We start from the raw sequence: 23,681 nt of genomic DNA on the forward strand, positions 1-23,681 counted from the left end.
TGTTTTCGGCAATTGCCGCTATAGAGTCCGGAGATGGCCGATGTTTAAGCGCATGTTTCAGTCTTGCCTGTCAGGCGCGTCCTAGAGCTTTCCGCGAATCTTCAACGAGTGACGTAAGAAAAAGCCCGACACGAGGGTCGGGCTATTCACTTACCGGCAGATACTGGACGAGTCAGCCCAGATGTTGCTGATCCTGCAGGATGGCGTCGTCGAGGGTTTCCAGCAGTTGCTTGCGCACTTTCAGCTTGGTGTTCTTGTGCGCGAGCATGTTGATCTTCTTCAACTGCCGCGCGGCAGCCAGGGCAGCGCCTTGCAATTCTTCGGCTGTGACGACTTTGTCGAGGAAGCCTGCATCAACGGCACTTTGCGGATCGAACATCTCGCCATTGATCACCGAGCGATGGAAAGCCGAACGCCGCAAGCGATCACGCGCCAGCTCGATACCGGCGTGGTGCATGGTCATGCCGATCTGCACTTCGTTCAGGCCGATGCTGAACGGCCCGTCGACACCGATGCGGTAATCGGCGGACAACAGCAGGAAAGCGCCCTTGGCCACAGCGTGCCCCGGGCAAGCAACGATCACCGGGAACGGGTGAGAGAGCAGGCGGCGGGCCAGGGTCGAACCGGCCGTCACCAGCGCAACGGCTTCTTTCGGGCCGGCGGTCATCACCTTCAGGTCATACCCGCCCGAGAGGATCCCCGGCTGCCCGGTAATGATCACCACGGCGCGATCCGCCACCGCCTGATCCAGCGCCGCGTTAAACGCCGCAATCACATCCGGAGAAATCGCGTTGACCTTGCCATTGTTCAGGGTCAGGGTCGCGATACCGTCTTCGAGGTGGTAGGCAATCAACTCGCTCATGACGCTATTCCTTATTAGAAAGATGGGCAGACGTTACCCACCGCCGCAGGCCAGGTAAAGCGCCGTGACTGACCTGCCAGTCACCGTTTTGCGCTTCGGCCAGCGTCGCGCGCGTGTTGCCTGCTATAAAAGGAAGCGCATGGCTTACCCGAGATTGGCGGGTTTGACATCGTCCGCTCTGGCTGATCGTGGCGGCCTCTCTTAAGCGCATGAAAATTCTGAAAAAAAGTTTGCCATCGGAAAAGCTTTCGACTACATTAGCGCGCCTCGACAGACAGAACATGTCTGCAGAGATACGGTGAAGTGTCCGAGTGGCTTAAGGAGCACGCCTGGAAAGTGTGTATACAGGAAACTGTATCGAGAGTTCGAATCTCTCCTTCACCGCCACATTCAGTAAACGCAAACCCCTGATTTTCCTAGAGAAATTCGGGGGTTTGTGGTTTTTGGCATGCGGAAAAAGGCCATATGGGACTGAGATGGGACTGGGGCGCTATTTTGGTGCAAATATGGCCGCCACCGAATGGGTGGCTAACCTTCGCCAGCGATTCGATGAGCTAGGCTTCTGCGAACCAAACTCCAAGGAAGGCTGCTATGCCAAATAACTCAGATTCCAACATTGCCACGGCGGATGCACTCACATTGCTACTGCACAATCAGTATGCGCTTGGGGCGGCGATAGAAGAGGTCACCAAGTGGCTTTCGGAGAATGGCGTAGGGACAGTTGCAGAGAACGCAGTCGCGGCCATGGAAACCCTGGATGAAAACGCGAAAGCGATTACAGACGCGATCAAGCGACTCCGTCAGCTTTAGGGAGTCGTCCTGATAGGCAGCAATCGGCCAATAGCGGACGTTTGCACGCGACCGCGTCCGGCCAAAAATGGCCAGTTGCTGATGTGATTTTTTCGAAGCCTAGAAAATGTCAATCGAGCCGGTTAGGCGCGCTTATTCAGCATTCGCAACTTTACTACCTTCTTTTCGCACGTTGGTGATCTATCAATCAGCGGCGAACCCACGCGGGTTCAGGCGTAAACCACTAAGCTAGGAGCTCGGTAATTGCGTTATGCAATGCGTCTAAATCCACAGGCTTGGGAAGAAAACGCGCTTTAGACGGTAAGGATTCCAGAGGCAATACCGTGTCTCCTGACATGAGTATCACTGGCAATTCGGGCCATTGCGACCAGATAGCACGGGCTAGATCTAAGCCGTCGAGCCGTCCGGGCATGCGAACATCGCTGACTACGAGACAGAATGGCATCGCACCCTGCAACGCTATCAAAGCCTGATCCGCGCTTGGGCATTCTGTGACCTGGTAGCCAAGGATTGCTACCGCTTCCACCATTACTGCACGCAGAAACATATCATCTTCGACGAGAAGTACATTTTGCGACACTTTCGGGCTCCCCAAATGTCCACAATGGGTCTGAAACAGTTTGGCAAACTGTGTTGGCAATGGCCCCGCACGCCTCAGCTCGCTTTTTCGGCCTAATACAGGGACAACAATGAGACTGCACAAGTTTATCCTTAATAACGTCGAGCTCATTTTGTCCGCTTGGACGCGTTTCGCCCGCACTGTGGATACGGGGAAGCCAACCATGGATGAGAAGGGGTTGCGGAATCACGCGCAGCACATACTGACAACGGTGGCCCAGGACATGCAATCGTTTCAGTCCCAGTCGCAGCAGATCGCAAAATCCGAGGGGCGCGGCCCTTCTGCGGGCGACAACACGCCCTCCCAAACGCATGCCATGACACGGTTCGTTGCTGGGTTCACTATGGATCAGATGGTGTCGGAATATCGCGCTCTCCGATCCACTGTGCTGCGCTTGTGGCTCGCCGACAAACGCGCAAGCGATGACCATGATATTCAGGACATGATTCGCTTCAACGAGGCCATTGATCAGGCGTTGATAGAATCTATTGCGACGTATGGTGAAGCGGTAGAGTCAACCCGTAAGACAGTGCTAGGGGTGCTGGGTCACGACCTCCGCTCGCCACTCGGGGCCGTGCTTATGGCAAGCGAGCTACTTTGTGAAAGTGGGGACATTTCAGTCAGAAACAGAGAGCTGGCAAACCAGATAAGGGTCAGTTGTCGCAGAGCGAACCAGATGGTCGGTGATTTGATAGATCTAGCGCGGTGCAATCTGGGCAACGGTCTGCCAGTACATCCGGAAGAAGCGGATCTGAAAGTCTTGTGCGAATCGGTGGTAGAAGAGCTCCGCACGGGGTACCCGAAAGCGAATATCGACTTACATACTATCGAAGCCACAGGGACGTTTGACCCTTCTCGAATCGAGCAGGTCTTCACCAACCTGATTAGCAATGCCATTCTCCACGGGGATCTGGATCACCCTATCTGCGTCACCTTGTGCCGGAATGACAAATGGTGGGAGTTCAGCGTTCAAAATCGGGGCGAGTTGATTCCCGAAAGCGTCATGCCTCATCTTTTCAATCCGCAGGCGCGCTACTCAACATACGCGGCGAATGAAAAGGGAGCATCTGCTGGTCTGGGATTAGGCTTGTTCATTGCCGCGGAAATCGTTCAGGCCCATGGCGGGACGATTGACGTTGTTTCCACAACCGAGCGTGGAACCTTGTTTACCGTCCGACTCCCCCTCATCCGCTGATCGATCCACTATTGCGTGAACGAAAGTGCGCCATATGATTACCTACAGTGAGGCAATTGCCCTCCTCGAATAGCTTAATTTCGCAGAAGGATAGGTACATGCTTCGCTTGCCGTCAGGAACTCTCGATCAGGATCAGAACGAGCCAACGACTGCCTTCGAACAGGCAATGTTAAACGCTGCTCAATTCGATCAAGTACGCCAAGATTTCCTGAAAGCGTTGCTGGTGAATCATGAACGGTTGGCGAGGCTGAAACACTTAATGGCTAAGCTGGACGAGCCGACACGTAATCGTCATCTGCCCGGATGGCCGACTTCCTTCCCGGAGGTCGACGCGCCTCAGTTGCGAGATAACCATCGATCGCCAAAATAGCTGATTGGGCGACGTATCTGCGACATGGGCCTCTATGATCTGTAAATCAAAAGCTTAGTCATCGCCCCATATGATGGCGGCGGATTCCCGCCATTTCACTTCACTGATGCCATATCTTTCGGCCAACGGTTTGGAAAACCGTTTTAAGGGCGGTCGTCCAGGTTTCGGTATTGGCGTGAGCCCCGCGTCGCAGCTTGCCCATTGCCATGCTTCGGCGTTGCTCATTTCCTGAAGACGGATGACAAATGATTTGGGCTTCCCGTGGAGCAGATACTCGACGAAATATGTCGCACTCATGAGTATTTCTCCTTTTGCTCATGAGTATGTGAGTTACGCGTGCTGCTCGGAATTCAACTATTCGTCGGACTTTTTCGGAAGTGACAACATGACCATGAAATTCGTGAATCTATGGCCACGCAGGCCGTTAAGCCTTCAAGCGTAGGGAGGTTCGCGGTCAGTAGGCGCCCCGATCAAGGATTTTCCTACAAGTAGCGCTTGAGGCTAATGAGGCCTGGTCTGCGGAGTACCAGCGTTCAGCGCTTTTTTCTGAATACGGCCCTCGCTTGATCCCAGGCTTTTTTGCCTTCAAGGCTTTTAGCGTCGGCTGCGGCTCGCGCTTTTTTGAATTCTTCCATGGCTCCAGGCGAGTCTGCAGCATGTGCTAGCAACTCGTAGGCGATGGCATTGAGACGGTCTGCTTCTTGGAAGAGTTCGTTGCTGCGGTCGGTAGCCTCATGCCAGGCAGAAGAAGTAACCGGGTTATTTTTCATCTGGTCCTCGCGTGGTCTTATTCCTCGACATGTGGCGTAAAGGCCCTGTCGTTCCTTGCAATCCACCTGTCATGAACCCTTTGTCGCGCAAGGACAAGCGAAAGCGTTTGCCTTTTTTTGGTTCAACGCTCGTGCCTGCTCCCGCATAGGTGTGTCTGTTTGCAGACGTGATGTCCCTCAGTCATGGAAGTCAGAGCCTGCAACAGCGCGCAGATAGGCTTCGTCAGCTTCACGCCGCAGCCCTCGCCATTCTCGCCAATCGATGAGTCCGAGTCTGTCCATTTCATCCGCTTGGCGCAAAAGTTCATCGTGGTAAGCGTCCGGACACTCTTTTCGGAGCGTGCAGTTCTCCAACGCTTTGTGCCAAGAAGCATAGGCAATGAGCTTAGCTTCCTCGTCTGAAGAAAAAAGATCCTTGCAAATTTTCATAGCGGTCACTTATCGGGAGTTTGTTTGTGGAGCAAAGTTACGCGACAACAGTTCAAAAGCGTCGACAGGAGGCAGGCAAGGACAACGTTTGCCACTGATAAGGGGCAGTCGTTTATGAGCGTCCGCCCAGGTCCGATAGGGGCCATACATGACTGGTTCATTTGGTTCCAGGCTATGTCCAATCGCCCCCATACCTGGCGCGAGTGTGGGGGCCTTTTTGTAAAGCACGGCGACCAGCCCCACCTACACCGGATGACCGGGCTCAGGCAGTCTGGATTTGTCTTCTTGTTCATCCATGGAAGTCATCGGCGACAGTTTCAAGGCCATTTGCAGCATTCCGACCACATCGGGTCCGTCTTCATTAATCCACGTTCCGTAGTGCTGTCGAATCATGTTGCCGTTTGTGTGGCCCATCTGCTCAGCAATCCAGTCGATCGACGCCACGCCCGTGGTCAGCAACTGACTGGCGTACGTATGCCGGCATTGACCAGGGCCGCGGTAACGAACGCCGGCGGCCAGCAAATGCGCTTTGAAGAAGCGATCGCGCACCACAAAGTCGTTGGCATGCGGGAGGCCGGTCTTGGTGTTCAAGAACACAAAGTGCAGTTTGTGTTTCCGTACCGTTTTGTTGTCCCGCTCGACCACCTCTACGGTCTCAGCTTTTCGTTTGCGGGTCAGTGCGTCAATTTTCAGCAGGGCCTCCCATGCCGGTGCCAGCAGGCGCACCCGCCGCGTCGATCGGCGGGTTTTCGTCACCCGGTAGGCGCCGCGCACCTTGGACCGACGAAAGGTCACCGTACCATTCGCTAGATCGACATCCTCCCAGGCCAAGGCGATCGTCTCCGACACCCGTGGGCCTGCCCATAACATGAACTGCACCATCAGCAGTTCCTGCGTGCGGCTGGTGGGGGTGGCGAGCATCTGTCTGATTTCCGCTCGGGTGAACGGGTCCGGGGCTTCTGGATCAGGCAGGCGCACCATCAATCCCTCGGTCGGGTCGTGCGCGACTTTCATCCGCGTGCGGTACAGGCGAAACACCTGGCGCACGTTGCTGATGATGTCGCGGATGGTCTTGTTCTTCAGGGTTTTCGACAGTGTGTCCTGAATCCAAACCTGCAGGTCGAGGTGATCGATCTGGTTGATCTGGATCTTGCCCCAGCGTGGCCGCACATGCACTTCGGCCTTGTTGGCGTAACCTCGGTAGCTGGAGGCTGCGACGCTGTTGGCCTTGATTTTCAACCAAAGATCCAGGTAATGACCAAAGGTGTTTTCCACTAACCTGGGCGAGTTCGGAAAGTGCCGGGCGTAATCGAAGGTGCCGGTCTGGATTTCGTATTCAATGATGTCGGCCAGGCGCTTGGCCTGGGCCACAGTAGCCGGTGTGTTGCTGCCCGGAACCGTTTCCCGGCATTTCTCCCCTTTGTATTGAAAATAGATTCTCACGGACTTGCCGCGAGCTTCGACCCCACTCATGTAAACCCCTAACGCTGTACTCGTATGTCGACAGTCTGACGATCGGAAACAAAAAGGCCCGTTTCCGGGCCAAGTATCTGCGGGTGCGTCTTCTGGTGGACGCGGCTTATGCCTTGGGCTTGGGATGGCGCAGATGAGCGTTCAGCCGCTGACGCCGCCGGCTGCATTTATCGTGATTGCCTTGGGCTCGCCACTTGCCGCACTGATCGCACACGCTGGTGTAATCGATGTTCCAGGGAAAGCGGCGCACCGGTGTTACGGCTGGGTCACTGGACATGGCGGGAGTCTCCCTGTGTGGCGGGGCGGGCGAGTAGCTGACTGATCACAGCGGCATCCGTCGCGCTCAGATCGCCCAAGCGGCTGGCCATCTGGCTCAGGCTTTCCAGCCGCGTGCGGGCCTCGGGGGTTTTGTGCACCAGGTAGCCGATGACGGCGGCGCCGATAATCGCAGTGGCCACCAGGTGGCGCGCCGGTGTGGTAGCCTTCGCGCCGCTGCTGCTGTGGTTCTGTGCTTGCATGGTTAGGGTCCTCAGTTGTAGTCGGGTGTCGGGGAGCTGCAACTCCTCGACACTGTTTTTTTCTCAGTCCTTACGTGCCAGGTGGATCACCAAGCCTTCGAAACGCGGCTCATGCTCAACACATGACTGCCATTCCAACACCCGCAAGATCTGTTGCCGGCTGCAGTCGTCCACGAGGATTTCGCGCTGCCCAGCGGCGGCTCGAACTTCCAGCATCTGCAGCAAACCGTCCTCTGCGTAAGCACCGGCTTGAATGATTGGCGCGCGTTGTCCCGCCAAATCCAAACGGTCTTGCACCGACTGGAGCTTGTTGGTGTGGCCGTCGCCGGCATTGCCCATAAACACTTGGATCTGCATCGGTCTTGCTCTCCTTTACGCCTTGAATGTCCAGCACTTGACCGTGGTCGGCCGGGGGTGGGAAACAGGGTTGCGGTGATTGAAGGCGGCGCGCACGGCGCTGTGCACGGCCTTGTTGCTGTCGAGAAATTTGCGCGAGCGCGACTCCTTTAGCAGGTCGCGCAACGTGGCCACGTCCGCCAGCTTCTGTTTGTGTTCGGCGGCGCGCTCGCAGAATTCGTTGAGGTTGATGGCAATCACCGTCGGGTCACTGCTGTGGTCGACTACTGGGTCTTCGCTCAAGGATTCGAGGTAGTCGTAGACCTCCCAAAATTCGGCGACGGCCGGATGGTCGGAGCTGATCGAGGCCTGGCGCTCGATCGCCATCCGCACGATCTGCCGCTGCGTGGCGGCGACCTGCGGATCACTGAGTTTCAGCACCAGGCGCAGGCCATCCAGCAGCGACAACAATTGCGCGTGGTTCTTGCTGATGCGCTCGACCCGGATGTAACCGCGCAGGTCGTAGCCGCAACTGCTGCAGTTGCCTTGCTCGCTCGCATAGGCCGTACCGCAGGCAAAACAGTGCGTGTGCAGGCGGCGCAGCTTGGCTTCGTGTTCGGGCATGCGCTGGGCGAACAGCTCAAGCACAGCGGACTCTTTGCCCACGGCGCGCAACAGGAAGTGACTGAGGGTGGCGCCGTCCAACGCATTCAACTGATCGGCGGCCGCACGGCTTTCCGGCGTAACGATCGGGCGCACAAAGTGCAATTTAACGATGCGCGTCATGATCGCTTCGTGCGCTACCACCGCCGCGTTCTGGCTGATCGCGATCGTTCCGCGGAAGGGCGGTTCATACGTCTCGTTGCCCGCTGTCTTGACTCCTTTGGTGGCCAGCGTGCCGCCGCCGTAGAAGTCTTTCAGCTCGTCCCATTCAAAGGTTTTGGCGTGCGCCCGATCGTCGCTGTGGCGATCGGCTTCAAGAAACACCACCGGCATGCCGGACACCTGACCCATCAGGCGCGAACGCCCGGCCTTGGTTGATTTCATTGGGTCGAAACCCTCATAACCTTCGCGGCCGAGCAGTTTCCACAGCAGGTTGAGCAGTGTGGTCTTGCCGGCGCCGGCTTCACCAGTGGCTTCCAGGAAGGGGAAGGACTGGTAACGCGCGCGGATCTGCTCACAGAACAGCGAGCCGAAAAAGAACACCAGTGCGACGAAGCCCTGGGCGCCGAAACAGGTCCACAGCAACTGTACCCACTTCTCGTTGAAGTCTTTGCCATCGCGCTGCAGCTTGATTGGCACGCCTTTCTGCAGCGTTTTCAGGCGCAGCTTGCCAAACTCGAAATAGTCTTCGCTGTTGACCTTGTAGGTGGTGCCGTCCTTGATCGCGAGGTCGCCGTAGACGTAGCAGGCGTATTCCTTGCTGTAGCCGACGTAGTCGATGGTCGACACGGTTTTGATGCCAAACAGCTGATCCTTCATCAGCTTGTCGAGCTGCTGGCCGCTGCCGGTGAACATGGCGCCGGCCGCCATGCCGAGCAGGCGTTTCTTGAATTCACTCGCGGCGGACAACTGGCCGCTGGTGAAGGTGTTTTTCACACTCTCGGAGTCGTGGGGGAAGTCCACACGCAGGTAATACCAGGACTCGTCGGTGACTTCGTTGCGCTGGAAATACAGGGCTTGCGGGTAGCAGTTGGCAATCTCCACGACGCTGCCGGACTGCTGCAGTGCCTTTTCGCGCTGTTGCGCCTGGTTAAGCAATTGATCGTCATGGTTCTCGCTGTCCTCGATGTCGGACATGGCGCGGTTGAACTTCTCCATGTCCAACTTGAACCAGTACAAACGGTTGCCAAAGCCCAGGTGAAATTCGCCGCGTTTGTTCCAGTCGTACATCAGCAAGGCTTTTTCCGCTGCGCTTTCAGCCAGCAGCAGCGCACCCTGGTGGCGAGCCTGTTTGAGATCCGTAGCAATCTGCTCGGCGCGCTTGGCGTCGTCCTGAATAAAGCTCCAGCGCTGGTGCATGTCGTTCCAATCAGCCTTGCGGCCGTCGCGTTGCGGAATCAGTGCTGATTCGCAGACGAAACCCAACGCGCGGGCATCGCGGACCCAACGTCGGGTGTAGGCGTTGGCGCTCGGCTCGTTGTCCAGCGCCCATACCAACTTGGGCAGCTTGCCGCCCTCGCGGGTCTTGATGAGGGCTTTGAGCGAGTCCGCAGGGAGCGCGTTAGACGACATGGCCGACACCGCCGCGATGTCGTTATGCACCAGGGCGATGGCATCGAAGATGCCTTCGACAATCCACAGCTCCTTGACCTCAAGCAGGTCGACGCAGGGCGGGCACCACCAAACGCCGCGATAGCTGTCCTTGGATTTGAAACGCGCCTTCATCTTGCCGAAGCGGTGCGGCTGATCGATCAGGCGTTCCCACCAGCCGCCTTTTTCCAGAGCAAAACGCACCGTGGCGCTGCCGGCGTTGTGTTCTGGCGAATAGAAGCTTTCTTGTGTGAACCAACCTTGGATCAGTTCGAACCGAAAGCCTCGAGCGAACTCCAGATAAGCCCGGGCAGTGGCATTAGGGTGCTGGTCCGTCGCCGGCGCACGCTTACTCCAGTCTTCAAACAGATCGTCGTACAGCTCTTTCACGTGCAAGGTGTGGCCGCATTTTTCAGGACGTCCACAAATCACCATCCATGGCGTATCGAACCGTGAATACAGCTCCTTTTTCTTGCATTTGGGGCAGGTGCCCCCGCGCATGTAATCGGTGCCCACTCGGTGCTTGAGTCCGAAGTCGAACTGGAGGCGCTGCAGCACGTCGTGGCGGAGATCTTCTTTCATGGTTACTTCACTGCTTTGAGGCTGAGGGAGAGCGCGGCCATCAGGCGTTTCTGTGCCGCCATCACCGGAGTTCTTTCGAGAATCGAGCTGTGCCGTTTTTCTTGCGGGACGTACCGGTATTCATCCGCGTACCAGTAGTCGTTGAGGCTCAAGCGGTACTGCTCGCGCATCGCAGCCAGCAGCGCTTCGGCTTCTGCTGGTGGCAGCTGGGCGGTCAGAATTACGGCGTTTCCCATCTTGAAACCTCGATTTTGGGCGCAGCTCACCCAAACCCACGGGATGCGGGACAGGCGTTGGTTTGAGGGTTGGTGTTACGAGTTGGCTAAGCGAAAGCGGCCGATGTCTGGCGCGTTGATGATTCGCTCATAGATGACGCTGACCGGTACGGCCCATTGCCTGCCGGTGGCCGGATCAACGATTACGGTATGCGTCGACGTGCTGCTCTGGATGTTCAAGCGTTGCCGATCGCGTACAGCGACCATCGTGGAGCCCGCCAGATGGACGATCTTTTCGGCGACCTGCGTTTTCACGTCGTAGTCTGCAACCAGAAACTGAACAGCCCGGCTGAACAGTTGCTGGTCGTCGCTCAGGTGTTCGCAGTGGTGACGCTCAAGAAACGACAGCGCAGCGTTTTGCAGAACATCTTGATATTCCGGTACTGCAGACAAATTGTTCATTGAGCTTTTCCCGCGCGGTAGAGAGCGATGGCAGCCAGCACTTCTGCGTGCCTGGCTGCTACGTGGAGGTTATGCGCGTCCATGATGAATTCGGCTTCTTCATCACTAATCGATCCGTCTTCAAGAGCGGCGGCGATTGCTTGATCAACGCAACCTCGCTTGGCAGAAACTTGAACGGAGCGTGCGTAAAGTTCGACGTTGTCCAGTGTTTCAGGATCAGCCATCGGCACGAACAGTCCCCCATACATCGAGGCGATGTAGTTGGGGAAGTGGTTCGTTCCACAGTCCTGCTCGAGCATGAAAACTTGGGTATCACTCAGGGGACTGCAACCCGCATTTTCGTAGGCATGGTTGTCGAACTTTTTGAGCTTCAGACCTAAGCGTGCTGCTGCAGCTTCGCGGCCGCCGTTGTAGCTGCGAATGATCTCGCTCATGACTTCTTTGCGTGTGTCTAGGATTGGAGTTTTCAACTTCTACTTTTCCCTGTGGAGCGCCGCTATTACTGTTCAATCACGCCGTCTTTTATCCCCAGGAGAACGGCGGCTCGATGTGCCTCCCCTCGGCGACCTTTGATCCGACCGTTCAATAGGTCGCTGACTAAATTTTTGTTCAGTCCATGCTTCCGACTGAATTCCGCGATGCTTAATCCCTTTCGATCGAGAGCCGCCCGGGCTTGCTCGTGCGTAACGGTGGCGGGCATAGTGTTCCCTCTGTTCGTTCGTGTTTGTTTGCGTTTGTCTGTGGTGATTCTTGGTCAAAAAAATGATCAAGTCAATGGTGGTGACTAAAAAAATGCTCATAGCGGATCGTGTCGGTGAACGCCTCAGAGAAGAGCGCGAGCGCTTGGGGTTGAATCAAACAGATTTTGGCGTCCTACTCGGGGTTAGTAGGGGTACGCAAAAAAACTACGAATTGGGAGCGAGTTCCTTAGATCTTCGATATGTAACCGCTCTTGAAGAGAAGGGCGTAGACGCGGCGTATGTTCTCACTGGAAAGCGTTCCACTCCGCTGGGTCAGCTCTTTAGCCCTTCAGAAGAACTGTTAATCAAACAATTCAGAGCGATTTCTGACGATGACCAAAAAGCGATTCGTCGGTTTCTAGAAGCCATGGCAGACGACGCAGCTCGGCATCGGTCTTAAATCGCAACAATCCCGCACAGTCATTGGGGTATCTCTTATTCCAATGTACTTGCTCACCCCCCATAAAGTCCGTTCAGCAATGCACTTTATGGAGTAGTTAGCATGTTGGATCGCAAGAAGAACGATCAAATCAACCTCGAACACGCCGGGTCGGAAATCGCCGTACTCACGGACATCGAGCGTCGACTGATCGATCTGTATCGCCGGCTGAGCCGCTTAGAACAGCAGCAAGTTCGCCGCGTGGCCGAGATACTGGCAATCAACCCAAAGGAGAACGCAGAGGGCTGACCGTCATTCTTTGAATGATCCCGATCGCCGGCGCTCATACGTCGGCGGTTTGTAACTACGCCACAGCCTGCGATTCCAACTGTTCGAAAAGCTCCCGCTGCTTCGCTCTGGGCATCTCTCGTAAGCGGTCGATCAGCATCCGCTCGAACGTCTGAGATGACGGGCTGAGCGTGTGTGAAAACGTCAGATTTGCCACCCATGTGTGCCCGCACTTTGCGTCCAGGCATTGGCAGTACAGTTTTACAAAGGCTCTGGTTACCTCTTCTCGCGAGGCAATCCGGCCCTTGTGTCCACAATTGCATACAACTCTCATTATGTCCCTCCCCAGGGGCAGCTGATCGCCACCATTTTGCCACAGCTTGTAGTGGCTTTTCTTTCTGCGGGCACTTCATGTAGTGATATCCGCTGCTTCTGGTATGGCTTTCCAGCTAAAGCGCCTGTCTTCGCGAAGCGTGTCATTCAATTGGTTGAACAGCTGACAGATCGGCCGGATCTCGTTGCTCGTGTACACGCGATCAATCTTTTCGATGTCCCCGAAACCACCGGTGTTTTCCGGAATGATGCCGGCCAGTGCCGGGTTCATACGCCAGGCGGCGATGACGTCGTTTCGGGTGATGTTTTTCACCTTCTCCAGCTCGTCTTTCGCCTGAAAGTCCCCGACGGGGATGATCTGAATCGCGTTTTCCTTGCCGTTAGGGATGTTCACGAACATCGAGCGGAAGTTGCCCACGCCCTTGCTCGCACTGATCTGTGCGCGCAGTTCGTCTTCGTCCTCTTCTGTCAGGTCAGGGTCGTTGGTGTAGAAGATGTAACCGGCATGCGCGCCGTTGCTGTAGTACCGGCGACGGAACAGGGTCGCCGCCTCGTTGAGCAGCAGCGCCTGCAGACCGCCCAAGTAGTCGGGGATCCCGTAAATGTTCTGTTCCACGTCGTAATCCAGAACGTGGGAGATCTCGTGCTGTTCGAACTCCATTTCCTTGTTGTCCGGCAGCAGCATCACAAACCCGCCGTCGACCTTTACCCGCATGTTGATGGCGGGTAGGTGCTGCAGCTCCAGCACCTGGCCGAATGCGTTGGTGTCGTTGTAGAAGTACGCTTCGCCAAACACCATGTAATCCAGTCCGGCGCGGCCCATCGTTTCGGTGCTGCAGCCGGCCGAGGGGATGAACTCACGCAGCAGCAGGTTTCGTTTGAATTTCGGAATGGCACCGTGGTGGGCATTGGCGCGCAACAGCTTGGCCAAGCCAACCCGGGAAACCGGAGGCTTGTAGATTTTGCCGTCGTCGCTGGGGAACACGCCCACGTATTCGCCGATGTTCCCGGACAGCACTTGTTCCGGCTCCCCGAACGTAAACGAGCGCATTGGCTGTTGCTGTCGTTGGGCTACGTGTTGCTTGCTGCGTTTGCGGTTGGCCATGGCTGGTCTGATTACTCGTGACATAGCGGCTGCGACGCCGCTTGTTGGTGTTCAAAGGTTCGTTGGCCAGAGCGTGCATCACCGCCCAGGCAATGTCGGCGTGCCCGGTGGCATCGGTGCGCGAAGCGCTGTAGGTGATCTGGCCGCTGTTGGTGGCGCCGCGCTTGATGGTCAAGAACGCCTGCGCGATGTCCGTCCACCCGGCGTCCCACTCGATTCGACTGCCTTGGATCGTGTCTTGGGCTTTGAGCACCAAGGCGTTTTTCGCCTCAAGGCTGTAGTGAATGGGCGTTGCCTTGGCGTAGAAGTCGCGCACCAGGTCGAACACGCCGTAACCCACGCCAGTGACGTCGATGCCGATGTGCTGGACGTTGAAGCGTTCGGTCAGTTTCTTGACCTGTGCAGCCTGGTAGGTGAACGAGTGGCCACGCCAGCTGTGCTTTTCCAGAATTCGGAACTTCGCGCCCGGTTCAAGCGGCGGTGCGATGACCACACAGGTGGCATCGTCGCGGGTGCGGCTCGGGTCGTAGCCCAGCCAGACCGGGCTGTTGCCAAACGGTCGATCAAGGTCCGGGTTGTAGTCTTCCCACAACGACAGATCCGAATAGCAGCGCTCCAGATCCTTGAGGCTGAATGCGCTTTGGGTGCTGTCGATGAATTTGCAGTAGAACAGCTGCTGAAATTTGTCTTCGTCGTACTCCAGCTGCAGCTGCTCCAGGTCGAACAGATCGCAGCCGCCGGCGATCGCATCGTCCAAGGTGATCGTCTTGCGCCACTGGCCGTCTGGACACAGCGCGCCCTGGGTGTAGGCCGCTTCGCTGGGCCACACACCGCCGGCCTTCTTGCCGCGTTTGCTGTTGCGAAATTCCTCGCCCGACCAGAACGGATACGCCTGGTGCGACACCGCGCTGGGCGTCGAGAAATAGGTTTTGCGCCATTTCTTGTGGGTCCCCATGGCGCTGGCGACGGTGCTGAGTTTTTCGAAATCGCGAATCCAGAAATATTCGTCCACATAGACGTGGCCGTGATAGCCCTGGGCGGTGCTGCTGTTGGTGCTGAGAAAGCGCAGTTCGGCGCCGTTACTGAGCGTGATCGGGTTGCCGGTCAGCTCGATATCAAACCACTGCTTGGCAAACTGGATGATGTAGCTGCGAAAGATCTCGGACTGCGATCGGCTGGCAGACAGAAAGACCTGGTTGTCACCGCTCAGCACGGCGTCCATGAACGCTTCGCCGGCGAAGTAGTAGGTCAGGCCAACCTGCCGGCTTTTGAGGATGTTCCGGACACGGCGTGTCAGTGGGTTCTGCTTCGCCTCGAAAAGCTCTTTCTGATAGCCGTACATCTTCGAGATGAATTTATCGAGGAAGTCCACTTCGGTCAGGCCGCTGATGTCGTTCTTGGCCTTCTTTTCACGCTTCTTGGCGCCGCCTTCGCCCCGCTCACGGCGTTGACCAGGCTGCCGTTCGCGAGGCTCGTCCGGACGATCAGACGGCAGCGCCGGCGAAGGTTTCGCGGACAGCTTTTTCAGGCGTTCAAGCAGGCCGGTCAGTCGCTCCAGCTCGTCCAGTTCGGCTTTCGTCAGCGGATCGACTTTTTCCAGGATCAGGGTGATGCGCCGATTGACCGCGCTCAACGGTTCTTCATCAGTGAGCATGTCGTCCCAGCCGCCTTGGCGGATCCAGTAGTAGACGATGCGGATATTGGGCAGCTTCAAATGCGCCTGTATTTCCTTTACCGAACAGCGGCGCAGGTAGAGGCGTTTTGCGGCTTCTTTAACTTCGGTCGGGTAGTTCATATTCCGCAGTCTATGCGGCGAAAACCCCGAAAACGCGGGGTGAAAAGCTGCGATTCGCCTATCTGGCGGAAATAGGAGAACACTGAATTTCAACCGTTTGTTTGACGGTAACCGGCTCCCTATCGTGGCGGCTCATTCAACGATTGAGCGCAGTCACCACTCATGCCCCGTTCCCTTGTCTCCTACTGGAAACGTGTTGCCACCAGCGGCCCGACCGTCGATGGCCGCGAGATTCTTCCCCAGGAACTGCGTGACATCGCCGAGACCTACACGCCGGCCAAATACACCGCTGTGATCTGGTGCGACCACGAGCGTTGGCCTGGCTCTCACGGCACCGTATTCGCCGTGCGCTTGGTGGAAGAGGGCGACGATCTGGAGCCGGGGCAAATAGCCCTCGAAGCGCAGCTAAAACCGAACGATCGCCTGCTTTATCTCAACGATCAAGGCCAGAAGCTCTTCACCAGCATTGAAATCACCCCGAATTTTGCCGGCAGCGGCAAGGCCTATTTGACCGGTCTGGCGGTGACCGATTCGCCGGCCAGCCTCGGCACTCAGGAACTCTACTTCTCCAACCGTACCAGCCGGGCTGCGTACTACGCCGCATCCCAGGAACTCGGCCCACTGCGCGAAACCGAGACGCAGGGCGAGATCGGCCGTCTGGCCGCCATGTTCACCCGCCTGTTCAAGCGTTTCGGTATCGAAGACAGCCCCGCCGAAACCACTCCGCAAACCACAAACGAGAGCAAACCCCCAATGGATGAAGCTACCGCCACGGCCCTCAAAGCCCTGCTGGCCCAGCTGCTGGTTGTCGCCGCCGGCATTCAAGCCGTGATCGAGCCTGCTGCAGAAGACGCACCAGAACCCGATCAAGCCCCGATCGATGATGTCACTGAGGCGGTGGACGAGATCGTCACCACGGCCGAAGAAGAGCGCGAATTCAAGCGCAACGGCGGCGGAAACAAAGCTGTGCTAGCGGCGTTGGCCGATCTGCAGAAGCAGTTCACCGAACTGAAGAACACCAGCAATGGCCGCCACTTGCCGCGCACTGCTGCCCCCGCTGATAAATCCAAAGTACGGGTGCTCTGATCATGGCCCGTTCCCTGAGCGCTTACGGCGCCAAGATGTACGCCGAAATGCAGCTGGCGATCGCCGAAACTTACGGTGTTCCGCTGTCCAGCAAGATGTTTTCCGTTGAACCGTCGATCGCCCAGGAGCTGAACGACGCCATCACCGCAAAGGCCGATTTCCTGCAACGCATCAACGTCATTCCAGTGACCGAGATCAAAGGCGAGAAAGTGTTCATCGGCGTGTCCGGCCCGGTGACCGGCCGCACCAATACCAAGACCACCGATCGCGAAGCGAAAGATGCGTCGGAGCTGGATAACAGCACCTACGAGCTGTCGTCGACTGAATCTGACGTGGGCCTGCCGTACGCGAAAATCGACGCCTGGGCCAAGTTTCCGGACTTCCACCAGCGTTACTCGGCGGCCGTCCAGAAACAGATCGCCCTGGATCGCATCATGGTCGGTTTCCACGGTTTGAAAGCGGCTGCGCAGACCGACATTGAAGCCTATCCAATGCTGCAGGACGTCAACAAAGGCTGGCTGCAGCAGCTGCGCGAGCAAGCGCCGCAACAGGTTCTCAAGGAAGGCAAGGAAGCGGGCAAGGTGACACTGGGGCCGGATGGCGATTACGCCAACCTGGACGCCCTGGTACATGACACCAAGCAGATGGTGGACGAACGTCTGCGCGACGGGGGCGACCTGATCGCCATCATCGGCACCGACCTTTTGGCGGCGGACAAAGCGAAGCTGTACGCCAAACAAGGCGACGTGCCGACCGAGAAAGAGCGCATCGAAGATGCCCAGGTGATTGCCACCTATGGCGGTCTGCCGAGCTTCAGCGTCCCGTTCTTTCCGGTCAACGGTGTGCTGGTCACCAGCTGGGACAACCTGTCGATCTACTTCCAGGACTCCAGCTGGCGCAAGCAAACCGTGGACAACCCGAAACGCTCCCGCGTCGAGGATTACAACAGCCGCAACGAAGGCTATGTGATCGAGCAGCTGGAGAAAATCGCGCTGACCGAGAACGTGGAGCTGGTGAAGTGAGCCTGGCTCTCGCACACAAGCGCCGCACCTTGGCTCAGGGAACAGCTGCAGTGATTGCTGCTGCAGCGGCACCGCTGGCGTATTCGCCGGCGGAAGCCCTGAGCAGCCCGGCGAATGCGAAAAAGCACCTCCTGCTGATGGAAGCCTCGCTGGATCAGGATCTGCAGCGCCTGAGCGATATCAAGGGTCTCGCCGGACGCCAGGCGCTCAAGCGTGAGGAGCTGCTGCCCAAGTACCAGGACTTCATTCAGCGCTACATGGACTCGGGCCTGGTGATGCCGAATCGTGTCCTGGTGCAGGTGATGGTCTGGCTGTTTGACACCGAGCAGTTCGAAGATGGCCTGGCGCTGGCTGACTTTGCGATCGGGCAGGGGCAGGAGATGCCCGAGCGGTTCAAGCGGCGCGACGTGCAGACCTTCGTTGCCGACGCGGTAATCGATTGGGCTTACGCAGAATACAACGCCCAGCGCAGCCCCGAGCCGTACCTGTCTGACCTGCTGCCGCGCGTCGATGGTGAGTGGGAGCTGACCGAGCAAATCCCGAGCAAGTACCACAAGTTGATCGGCATGCGCGCCATGGAGGCCGAGCAGTGGGAAACCGCGCTCCAGCATCTGGAGCGCTCGACCGAGCTGTACGCGAAAGCCGGCAACGAGACGCGCATTGCGAAGTGCCGCAAAGCGATCGCCAAACAAACACCCGCCGTCACCGGCGCCCAATAACCGACTACCCCCCCAGCGGGGAACTGTGGACGTGTGTCTGCCATTCATGGCCAGCCCCATGGAAAACAGTCTCCCCGCCCTATTTGAGCGGTCAGCAATGAGCTTTTCCGGTAAACCCACCACGTTTGTGGAACAGATGATCGAGAACGACGGCTTTTGGCCGGATCTGTCTGTTGCCGAATTCCAGAAAGGATACCGCCTGCCGGCGGAGTACCTGGTGGACATGCTGGCCGCTGACCTGACCATGGCAATGGTCGAGGTCAATGCCGATCTGGCAGAGCTGAAACAACGCTGGCGAGCCCTTGGCGTAAACAGTGTCGAGGTTCCCGATCCGCTCAACCTCCCGCCGAAGCAGATCAAGGAATGGCCATTCATCCAAACTGATCAGAACCTTCTGCCAGATAACGCGTTGAAGCTGAAAATCTACCGTCGAGCCGTGTACTGCCGGGCCAAGGCGAGCGCGTTACAACAGTTCGCCACGGTGACCCGCCGCGAAAGCGCAGAGAACACGGGCAAGGAAGCGCCGGAACGCGAAAGCACGTTCCTGGCATTCAGCCAAGCGGCAGTGCGCGCCTTGCAAGGCCGTGGCCGCGTCACGGCGGCGCTGTTATGACCAAGCTCCAAGGGCTGACCGCGTACCTGCAGGAACGCCGTCTGGTCGAACCCGAGCAGCTCGACAGTTTCACCGAGCAGGTCAAGCTTGCACTGATCTGGAAGCCCGACGTCGACGGGATGCATCTGGGCGACATGCACTATCGCGCCGTGATCGTCCTGGAGCGTTTCGCCGACCATCCGGCGCGGCTAATGGCTCTGGTGGGCAGTTGGCTGGAAAGCCACGACGCCAACCGTGACCGTCACGAGCTGCCGGCGCCGGAATTCCTTGTCGAGCCGGTCGACAACGACCTGTTCGACGTGGAAATCACGCTGGAGTTTGTCGAGCCGCAGTATCTGGCCGAGGACGCCGCCGGCGAGATCCAGGCCTTTGGCAAAACGTGGGCGTTCGTCCCGTTTGACCTGTGGGTCGCCGAGCGCGGTGAGGTGGCCACCGATGGCCGGCCGTAGCACGTTCGAACTCGACATTCGCGGTCGTTTGGGCGTCCGCGAGCAATTGGCATTGCTGAGCCTTCCGCCGCAATTGCGCCGCCGCTTGCTGAATCAGGTCACCAAACGCGTGCGCACGATGAGCCGCAAGCGCGTGCGTGAGCAGAAGAACCTGGACGGCACGCCGTTCGCCCCACGCAAAGGCGACGGCAAGGGCAAAAGGAAGATGGAAGCCGGTCTGGCCAAGTTGATGGTGGTCACCCGGGTAAGCCCTGATGAAGCGGAACTGGGCTGGAAAAACGCCCTGACCCGATGGGTTGCCGCGCAGCAACACAACGGCGTCAGCGAACGCCGTACCGCTCAACAGATGCGCCGCTGGAACAGGACCCCACCGGGTTTGGCAGCTACCGACAAGCAGGCCAAGCGCCTGCGCCGGTTGGGCTTCCGCGTGCGCCAAGCGGGCAAAAAGACACTGACCCGGCCGTCGGTAGCGTGGATTCAGGAGCATGTGAACTACGCCAAAGCTGGTTTGCTGATCCGGATCCTCGACGACCAGCGCAGCGAAAGCACCGGCGCGCAGAGCTGGGAAATCACGCTTCCGAAACGCCAGTTCATCGGCGCCGAAACCGAACGCGAAACCAATCTCCTGATTAACCAGGTGTTGCAACAAATCCTAAATTCACCCCGCTAACGAGGCACTGCATGGCACTCGGTCAAGTCACCGTCGACAATCTCAATCTAGGCCAGGGCGCCGTGACTGAGGTTGAGCGTTACTTTCTTTTCATCGGCCCAGCCGTCAAGAACGTCGGCCAGTTCATCCCGCTGAACACCGATAGCGACCTGGACGCCGCGCTGGGCGTTCCAGCGAGCGACCTCAAAACCCAAATCGCTGCCGCGCGGCAGAACGGTGGTCAACGCTGGGCCTGCATCGCGGCCCCGATCGGCGCCGAAGGTGACTGGGCCACTGCGCTGGAGAAGACCCAGCAACAGGGCGTGTCCGTCGAAGCGGTTATCATCACCAAGCCTGTAGTGAAGGCTGACGAGCTGTCAGCGATGCATGACGCAGCCGTCACCCTGAACAACACCTACGGCCGCCGAGTGTTCTTTCTGGCGAGCAGTGTCGGCATCGCCGTCGACCAGACTTGGGCGCAGTACCTCACTGAGCAAAAGGCCTTGGTGGCAAACCTCGCCGCTCCGCGCGTAGCTGTAGTGCCTCAGTTGCACGGCAACGATTTAGGCGTGCTGGCTGGCCGCTTGGCCAATGCCGCGGTGAGCATTGCTGATAGCCCGATGCGCGTAGCCTCCGGTGCCGTGCTGGGACTTGGCGAGGTGCCTGTTGATAGCGAGCTGACCCCGCTGCCGTCCGCCGTGCGCACTGAGCTGGACCGCGCGCGGCTATCCGTTACGCAAACCTACCCGGATTACCCAGGCGTGTACTGGGGTGACTGCAACATGCTGGACACCCCCGGCAGCGACTTTCAAGTCGTGGAATACCTGCGCATCACCGACAAGGCCGCTCGCCTGATTCGCCCGCTGCTGATCCGCCGCGTCGCCGATCGCCGATTGAACAACACGCCCAACAGCATGGCGGTGAATACCAACCAACTGATGGCGCCGCTGCGTGCCATGGCGAAGTCCATCAAGTTTGCCGGCGAAGTGTTTCCCGGCGACATCGAGCCGCCGAAGGACGGCGACCTGGTGCTGGAATGGCTCAGCAAAACCAAGGTAGCGGCCTACATCAAGCTCAAACCCCTCAACTGCCCGAAAGACCTGACGGCGAACATCGCCCTCGATCTTTCCACCGACAAAACGGAGTAACGCCCATGGCAAAGATTGGCGGCAAGAACTTTGACGTGAGCCTGGGCGACATCGCGCTGCACGTTGAGAACTGCACCCTGGACATTACCGACAACTCGGCAGTGGCTCAGACCCGAGGTGTTCCAGACGGCTACGTGGACGGCGACGTGGCCGCTGCCGGCGAACTGGAGCTGGATACCACCAACTTTCAACTGCTGATCGATGCAGCGCGCTCGGCCGGTAGCTTTCGCGAGCTCAAGCCGTTCGACGCGGTGTTCTTCGCCAAAGCCGGTGGGGATGAGGAACTGCGCGTGGAAGCCTTCGGTTGCAAGGTGAAGGTGTCCAGTCTCCTGGCGATCGACCCGAAGGGCGGCGAAAAGACCAAGCACAAGGTGCCATTCGACGTCACCAGTCCGGACTTTATCCACATCAACGGCGTGCCGTACCTCGCTGCCGCTGAGATCGAAGGTATCCGCTAATGGTGGACTGGTTCGATCGCGCCCAGGAACTGGAGCAGCGCCAGCGTGACCAGGCCATCAAGGCCCAGCTGCTGAAGCCTGTGCCGGTCGGGCCAAGCCTGAGCCATTGCCAGGACTGCGACAAAGAAATCCCGCCGGCGCGCCAGGCGCTGGGCGGAAAAACGCGGTGCGTCCCGTGCCAAACGGGGTTTGAGCAGAGTAATCGCCGATGACCACTGACGCTGTGCGCCTCGGAGCGCTGGAACAGAAGTTCGCTGTCTTTGAACACCGCTTGGGCGAGTTGGAAGACCGGCACGAAACCGTCCCGACTCGGGTCACCAAGTTGGAGCAGGGTTTCGAGCACATGGCGGGGCAACTGTCTGAGCTGAACGCTGGCCAGCAGACCCTGACGGTCGCGGTGAACGACATCGGCGCGAAGGTTGGCCGCTTGCTGACCATCCTCACGGTGGTCGCTTCTGTGCTGCAAATGGTTGTTCCGGCACTGCTTCGAGTGTGGTTTCCATGAGCCTGCGCGGCCGGATTCAAGCTGGCGCGCTCGCGCTGGCCAGCGCTCCGCTGGTGATTTTCCTGGGTACTTGGGAAGGCCGTGGCCAGAACACCGTTTACGCCGATCAGTTGGCCGGCGGTCTGCCGACGGTATGCATGGGCATCACCCGGTACACCAGCCCGTTTCCGGTCGTGGTGGGCGACTACTGGTCACCAGGACGTTGCGCGGAGGTGGAGCAGCTGGTGATCCGCAAAACCCAGCTGCAGCTCGCCGATTGCATCACCAACCCTGACGTAAGCCAGAACACCTTCGACGCCCTGACTAGTCACGGCCACAACGTTGGAGTGCCCAACACGTGCGCCAGTCGTGCAGTGGCATTGATCAATGCCGGCCGCATCGCTGATGGCTGCAAAGCATTGGCCTGGGCGCCGGATGGAAAGACGCCGGTATGGGCGTATGTGACCGACGCGCAGGGGCGCAAGCGCTTCGTTCAAGGCCTGCACAACCGTCGTTTGGCGGAAATGAAATTGTGCCTGCGATGACTTTTTCCTCGTTGCGCCTGGCGCCGCTCGTCCTGCTGCTGACCTTGCTGTTGTGGCTGGCCTTCGATCGGGTAACCGATCAGCGCGATGACGCCAGGCGCGAGCGCGACAGCGCGCAGTGGGAAGTGAACGGACTACGTGAGGCGGCCCGAATCAGCGGCGAAATGCTGGCCGAGCGGGACGCGATCGACCAACGAAACACTCAGGAATTGACCGATGCGCGCACTAAGAACGATCGCCTGCGCGGCGCTGTTGACGATGGCACTGGCCGGTTGCACGTTCGCGCCGCCTGTCCCGCCGGTGGATCTGTGCCCGCCACCGCCGGCGCCGCCCGCGTGGTTGATGCAGAAAGCCCCGAACTCGCAGCAGACGCTCGACCGGATTATTTCACCCTCCGGGATCAGCTCGCCTTAAGCCGGCAAATGATCCTCGGACTGCAGCAATACGTCCGAGACGTGTGCCAGCGATCGCCGGCGCACCAGGACACCACTTTACCCAACCTCAACAAGAGAGCACCCCAATGAGCCAAAACACCGAAATCACCCTGGAAGTCGGCGAAGCGGAATTCACCTTTAACCTCACGCCGGCGGACGTCACCAAATACTTCAACGCCCTGACCCAAACCAACAAGGTGGCCCCGGGCAACAACCTGTTGATGACCACCGTCAAGCAAGAGGAAAAGCCCACCTTGAAACCGTTGCTGGCCAACCCGGTGATGGTGATGCAGATCGCCGGTGCGCTGCTTGAGGAGTACGCGCCGAACGTTGAGGTGATCGTAAAAAAGCGCACGAGCACGCTGAGCGCTTAAGCGAAAACGGCCTGGGCCAGTTGATGGCCCTGACGAACCGCTGGCTTCCTGGTACCGAACCCACGCCCGAAGCGATGGGAACCGCCAAGTGGCTGGAGGACGAATACTGGAAACGCATGGAGTTTGCCGTGGCTAACGGCATCGCCCTTGCGCTGAACGGGTAAC

The 23,681-nt window shown here is 58.2% G+C and carries 36 protein-coding genes and 1 tRNA gene; 20 read left to right on the forward strand and 17 right to left on the reverse strand.

The window, feature by feature from the left end; genetic code table 11:
• Positions 1-172: 172 nt before the first annotated feature.
• Positions 173-862 carry a crotonase/enoyl-CoA hydratase family protein gene (locus PS14A_RS07830; protein ID WP_076566844.1) on the reverse strand — a complete coding sequence of 230 codons (690 nt, stop codon included), beginning with the start codon at positions 860-862 and terminating at the stop codon, positions 173-175.
• Between the two features lie 297 nt (positions 863-1,159).
• Between PS14A_RS07830 and PS14A_RS07835 the strand changes: the two genes are divergently transcribed.
• Together PS14A_RS07835 and PS14A_RS07840 are read left to right on the forward strand one after the other, a co-directional pair.
• Positions 1,160-1,249: transfer RNA gene (locus tag PS14A_RS07835), tRNA-Ser, on the forward strand.
• A gap of 204 nt (positions 1,250-1,453) precedes the next feature.
• Complete coding sequence (locus PS14A_RS07840; protein WP_212615668.1) at positions 1,454-1,672, forward strand: hypothetical protein; 219 nt, start codon at positions 1,454-1,456, stop codon at positions 1,670-1,672.
• Between the two features lie 223 nt (positions 1,673-1,895).
• Here PS14A_RS07840 and PS14A_RS26740 read toward each other — a convergent pair whose 3' ends face one another.
• Positions 1,896-2,456, reverse strand: a complete 561-nt coding sequence (locus tag PS14A_RS26740) for a response regulator (protein WP_349251716.1) — start codon at positions 2,454-2,456, stop codon at positions 1,896-1,898.
• Here PS14A_RS26740 and PS14A_RS07850 point away from each other — a divergent pair.
• Positions 2,362-3,486: a HAMP domain-containing sensor histidine kinase gene (locus tag PS14A_RS07850; protein WP_212615670.1), complete on the forward strand. Its 1,125-nt coding sequence runs from the start codon at positions 2,362-2,364 to the stop codon at positions 3,484-3,486. The two genes, PS14A_RS26740 and PS14A_RS07850, sit on opposite strands and share 95 nt — an antisense overlap.
• Before the next feature lie 98 nt (positions 3,487-3,584).
• On the forward strand, positions 3,585-3,857 hold the full coding sequence (locus tag PS14A_RS07855) for a hypothetical protein (protein WP_212615671.1): 273 nt from the start codon (positions 3,585-3,587) through the stop codon (positions 3,855-3,857).
• Positions 3,858-3,911: 54 nt separating this feature from the next.
• Here PS14A_RS07855 and PS14A_RS07860 read toward each other — a convergent pair whose 3' ends face one another.
• The 12 genes from PS14A_RS07860 to PS14A_RS07915 form a co-directional block, all read right to left on the reverse strand.
• Positions 3,912-4,154, reverse strand: a complete 243-nt coding sequence (locus tag PS14A_RS07860) for a DUF6555 family protein (RefSeq protein ID WP_212615672.1) — start codon at positions 4,152-4,154, stop codon at positions 3,912-3,914.
• A gap of 236 nt (positions 4,155-4,390) precedes the next feature.
• Positions 4,391-4,627, reverse strand: a complete 237-nt coding sequence (locus PS14A_RS07865) for a hypothetical protein (RefSeq protein WP_212615673.1) — start codon at positions 4,625-4,627, stop codon at positions 4,391-4,393.
• Positions 4,628-4,804: 177 nt separating this feature from the next.
• Positions 4,805-5,056 carry a hypothetical protein gene (locus PS14A_RS07870; protein ID WP_212615674.1) on the reverse strand — a complete coding sequence of 84 codons (252 nt, stop codon included), beginning with the start codon at positions 5,054-5,056 and terminating at the stop codon, positions 4,805-4,807.
• A gap of 243 nt (positions 5,057-5,299) precedes the next feature.
• Positions 5,300-6,529 carry a DUF3596 domain-containing protein gene (locus tag PS14A_RS07875; RefSeq protein ID WP_212615675.1) on the reverse strand — a complete coding sequence of 410 codons (1,230 nt, stop codon included), beginning with the start codon at positions 6,527-6,529 and terminating at the stop codon, positions 5,300-5,302.
• Between the two features lie 106 nt (positions 6,530-6,635).
• The gene (locus PS14A_RS07880) at positions 6,636-6,806 is read right to left on the reverse strand and encodes a hypothetical protein (RefSeq protein ID WP_178081155.1); all 171 of its coding nucleotides are present in this window, start codon (positions 6,804-6,806) and stop codon (positions 6,636-6,638) included.
• Positions 6,796-7,047: a hypothetical protein gene (locus PS14A_RS07885; RefSeq protein WP_122699007.1), complete on the reverse strand. Its 252-nt coding sequence runs from the start codon at positions 7,045-7,047 to the stop codon at positions 6,796-6,798. The genes PS14A_RS07880 and PS14A_RS07885 overlap by 11 nt, the downstream gene beginning before the upstream one ends.
• Positions 7,048-7,110: 63 nt before the next feature.
• Positions 7,111-7,404: a hypothetical protein gene (locus tag PS14A_RS07890; RefSeq protein ID WP_150638700.1), complete on the reverse strand. Its 294-nt coding sequence runs from the start codon at positions 7,402-7,404 to the stop codon at positions 7,111-7,113.
• A gap of 15 nt (positions 7,405-7,419) precedes the next feature.
• The gene (locus PS14A_RS07895; RefSeq protein WP_212615676.1) at positions 7,420-10,218 is read right to left on the reverse strand and encodes a toprim domain-containing protein; all 2,799 of its coding nucleotides are present in this window, start codon (positions 10,216-10,218) and stop codon (positions 7,420-7,422) included.
• Between the two features lie 2 nt (positions 10,219-10,220).
• Complete coding sequence (locus PS14A_RS07900; RefSeq protein WP_150638696.1) at positions 10,221-10,454, reverse strand: hypothetical protein; 234 nt, start codon at positions 10,452-10,454, stop codon at positions 10,221-10,223.
• Positions 10,455-10,529: 75 nt separating this feature from the next.
• A complete protein-coding gene (locus PS14A_RS07905; RefSeq protein ID WP_212615677.1) occupies positions 10,530-10,895 on the reverse strand; it encodes a hypothetical protein in 366 nt (121 codons plus the stop codon).
• Positions 10,892-11,365: a YmfL family putative regulatory protein gene (locus PS14A_RS07910; RefSeq protein ID WP_110645150.1), complete on the reverse strand. Its 474-nt coding sequence runs from the start codon at positions 11,363-11,365 to the stop codon at positions 10,892-10,894. Before PS14A_RS07910 ends, PS14A_RS07905 begins: the two co-directional genes overlap by 4 nt.
• Positions 11,366-11,394: 29 nt before the next feature.
• Complete coding sequence (locus PS14A_RS07915; protein ID WP_212615678.1) at positions 11,395-11,595, reverse strand: DNA-binding protein; 201 nt, start codon at positions 11,593-11,595, stop codon at positions 11,395-11,397.
• Positions 11,596-11,687: 92 nt separating this feature from the next.
• On the opposite strand from PS14A_RS07915, the gene PS14A_RS07920 reads away from it, so the two are divergent.
• The gene (locus PS14A_RS07920) at positions 11,688-12,035 is read left to right on the forward strand and encodes a helix-turn-helix domain-containing protein (RefSeq protein WP_212615710.1); all 348 of its coding nucleotides are present in this window, start codon (positions 11,688-11,690) and stop codon (positions 12,033-12,035) included.
• A gap of 102 nt (positions 12,036-12,137) precedes the next feature.
• Positions 12,138-12,323 carry a hypothetical protein gene (locus tag PS14A_RS07925; RefSeq protein WP_212615679.1) on the forward strand — a complete coding sequence of 62 codons (186 nt, stop codon included), beginning with the start codon at positions 12,138-12,140 and terminating at the stop codon, positions 12,321-12,323.
• A 55-nt stretch (positions 12,324-12,378) separates the two neighbouring features.
• Here PS14A_RS07925 and PS14A_RS07930 read toward each other — a convergent pair whose 3' ends face one another.
• From PS14A_RS07930 to PS14A_RS26580, 3 genes are all read right to left on the reverse strand, one after another.
• Positions 12,379-12,636: an ogr/Delta-like zinc finger family protein gene (locus tag PS14A_RS07930; protein WP_212615680.1), complete on the reverse strand. Its 258-nt coding sequence runs from the start codon at positions 12,634-12,636 to the stop codon at positions 12,379-12,381.
• 75 nt (positions 12,637-12,711) lie between these two features.
• Positions 12,712-13,566 (reverse strand): phage portal protein, encoded by an 855-nt coding sequence (locus tag PS14A_RS07935; RefSeq protein ID WP_243241673.1) that lies wholly within the window; start codon positions 13,564-13,566, stop codon positions 12,712-12,714.
• On the reverse strand, positions 13,493-15,535 hold the full coding sequence (locus tag PS14A_RS26580; protein WP_249121217.1) for a terminase family protein: 2,043 nt from the start codon (positions 15,533-15,535) through the stop codon (positions 13,493-13,495). The genes PS14A_RS07935 and PS14A_RS26580 overlap by 74 nt, the downstream gene beginning before the upstream one ends.
• A gap of 162 nt (positions 15,536-15,697) precedes the next feature.
• On the opposite strand from PS14A_RS26580, the gene PS14A_RS07940 reads away from it, so the two are divergent.
• From PS14A_RS07940 to PS14A_RS08005, 14 genes are all read left to right on the forward strand, one after another.
• Entirely contained in the window at positions 15,698-16,621 is a 924-nt protein-coding gene (locus PS14A_RS07940) for a GPO family capsid scaffolding protein (protein ID WP_212615682.1), read from the forward strand.
• A 2-nt stretch (positions 16,622-16,623) separates the two neighbouring features.
• Positions 16,624-17,643: a phage major capsid protein, P2 family gene (locus tag PS14A_RS07945; protein ID WP_110645156.1), complete on the forward strand. Its 1,020-nt coding sequence runs from the start codon at positions 16,624-16,626 to the stop codon at positions 17,641-17,643.
• Complete coding sequence (gpM, locus tag PS14A_RS07950) at positions 17,640-18,362, forward strand: phage terminase small subunit (protein WP_110645157.1); 723 nt, start codon at positions 17,640-17,642, stop codon at positions 18,360-18,362. The genes PS14A_RS07945 and gpM overlap by 4 nt, the downstream gene beginning before the upstream one ends.
• 97 nt (positions 18,363-18,459) lie before the next feature.
• Positions 18,460-18,975, forward strand: coding sequence for a head completion/stabilization protein (locus PS14A_RS07955; RefSeq protein ID WP_110645158.1), 516 nt, complete (start codon positions 18,460-18,462; stop codon positions 18,973-18,975).
• On the forward strand, positions 18,972-19,424 hold the full coding sequence (locus PS14A_RS07960; RefSeq protein WP_110645159.1) for a phage tail protein: 453 nt from the start codon (positions 18,972-18,974) through the stop codon (positions 19,422-19,424). The genes PS14A_RS07955 and PS14A_RS07960 overlap by 4 nt, the downstream gene beginning before the upstream one ends.
• Complete coding sequence (locus PS14A_RS07965; RefSeq protein ID WP_212615683.1) at positions 19,411-20,094, forward strand: phage virion morphogenesis protein; 684 nt, start codon at positions 19,411-19,413, stop codon at positions 20,092-20,094. The genes PS14A_RS07960 and PS14A_RS07965 overlap by 14 nt, the downstream gene beginning before the upstream one ends.
• Positions 20,095-20,105: 11 nt before the next feature.
• Entirely contained in the window at positions 20,106-21,221 is a 1,116-nt protein-coding gene (locus PS14A_RS07970; protein ID WP_212615684.1) for a DUF2586 domain-containing protein, read from the forward strand.
• A 5-nt stretch (positions 21,222-21,226) separates the two neighbouring features.
• Positions 21,227-21,679 (forward strand): phage protein, encoded by a 453-nt coding sequence (locus PS14A_RS07975; protein ID WP_110645162.1) that lies wholly within the window; start codon positions 21,227-21,229, stop codon positions 21,677-21,679.
• Positions 21,679-21,891, forward strand: coding sequence for a TraR/DksA family transcriptional regulator (locus tag PS14A_RS07980; RefSeq protein WP_212615685.1), 213 nt, complete (start codon positions 21,679-21,681; stop codon positions 21,889-21,891). The genes PS14A_RS07975 and PS14A_RS07980 overlap by 1 nt, the downstream gene beginning before the upstream one ends.
• A complete protein-coding gene (locus PS14A_RS07985; RefSeq protein ID WP_110645164.1) occupies positions 21,888-22,184 on the forward strand; it encodes a hypothetical protein in 297 nt (98 codons plus the stop codon). The genes PS14A_RS07980 and PS14A_RS07985 overlap by 4 nt, the downstream gene beginning before the upstream one ends.
• On the forward strand, positions 22,181-22,708 hold the full coding sequence (locus tag PS14A_RS07990) for a lysozyme (RefSeq protein ID WP_212615686.1): 528 nt from the start codon (positions 22,181-22,183) through the stop codon (positions 22,706-22,708). The genes PS14A_RS07985 and PS14A_RS07990 overlap by 4 nt, the downstream gene beginning before the upstream one ends.
• Positions 22,705-23,232 (forward strand): lysis system i-spanin subunit Rz, encoded by a 528-nt coding sequence (locus tag PS14A_RS07995; RefSeq protein WP_212615687.1) that lies wholly within the window; start codon positions 22,705-22,707, stop codon positions 23,230-23,232. The genes PS14A_RS07990 and PS14A_RS07995 overlap by 4 nt, the downstream gene beginning before the upstream one ends.
• Complete coding sequence (locus tag PS14A_RS08000; RefSeq protein ID WP_212615688.1) at positions 23,229-23,516, forward strand: putative phage tail assembly chaperone; 288 nt, start codon at positions 23,229-23,231, stop codon at positions 23,514-23,516. The genes PS14A_RS07995 and PS14A_RS08000 overlap by 4 nt, the downstream gene beginning before the upstream one ends.
• A 23-nt stretch (positions 23,517-23,539) precedes the next feature.
• The gene (locus tag PS14A_RS08005) at positions 23,540-23,680 is read left to right on the forward strand and encodes a hypothetical protein (protein WP_177433972.1); all 141 of its coding nucleotides are present in this window, start codon (positions 23,540-23,542) and stop codon (positions 23,678-23,680) included.
• Position 23,681 lies beyond the last annotated feature (1 nt).

Source organism: Pseudomonas sp. 14A (assembly GCF_018132745.1).
In the GTDB taxonomy this organism is placed as follows: Bacteria; Pseudomonadota; Gammaproteobacteria; order Pseudomonadales; family Pseudomonadaceae; genus Aquipseudomonas; species Aquipseudomonas mercuritolerans.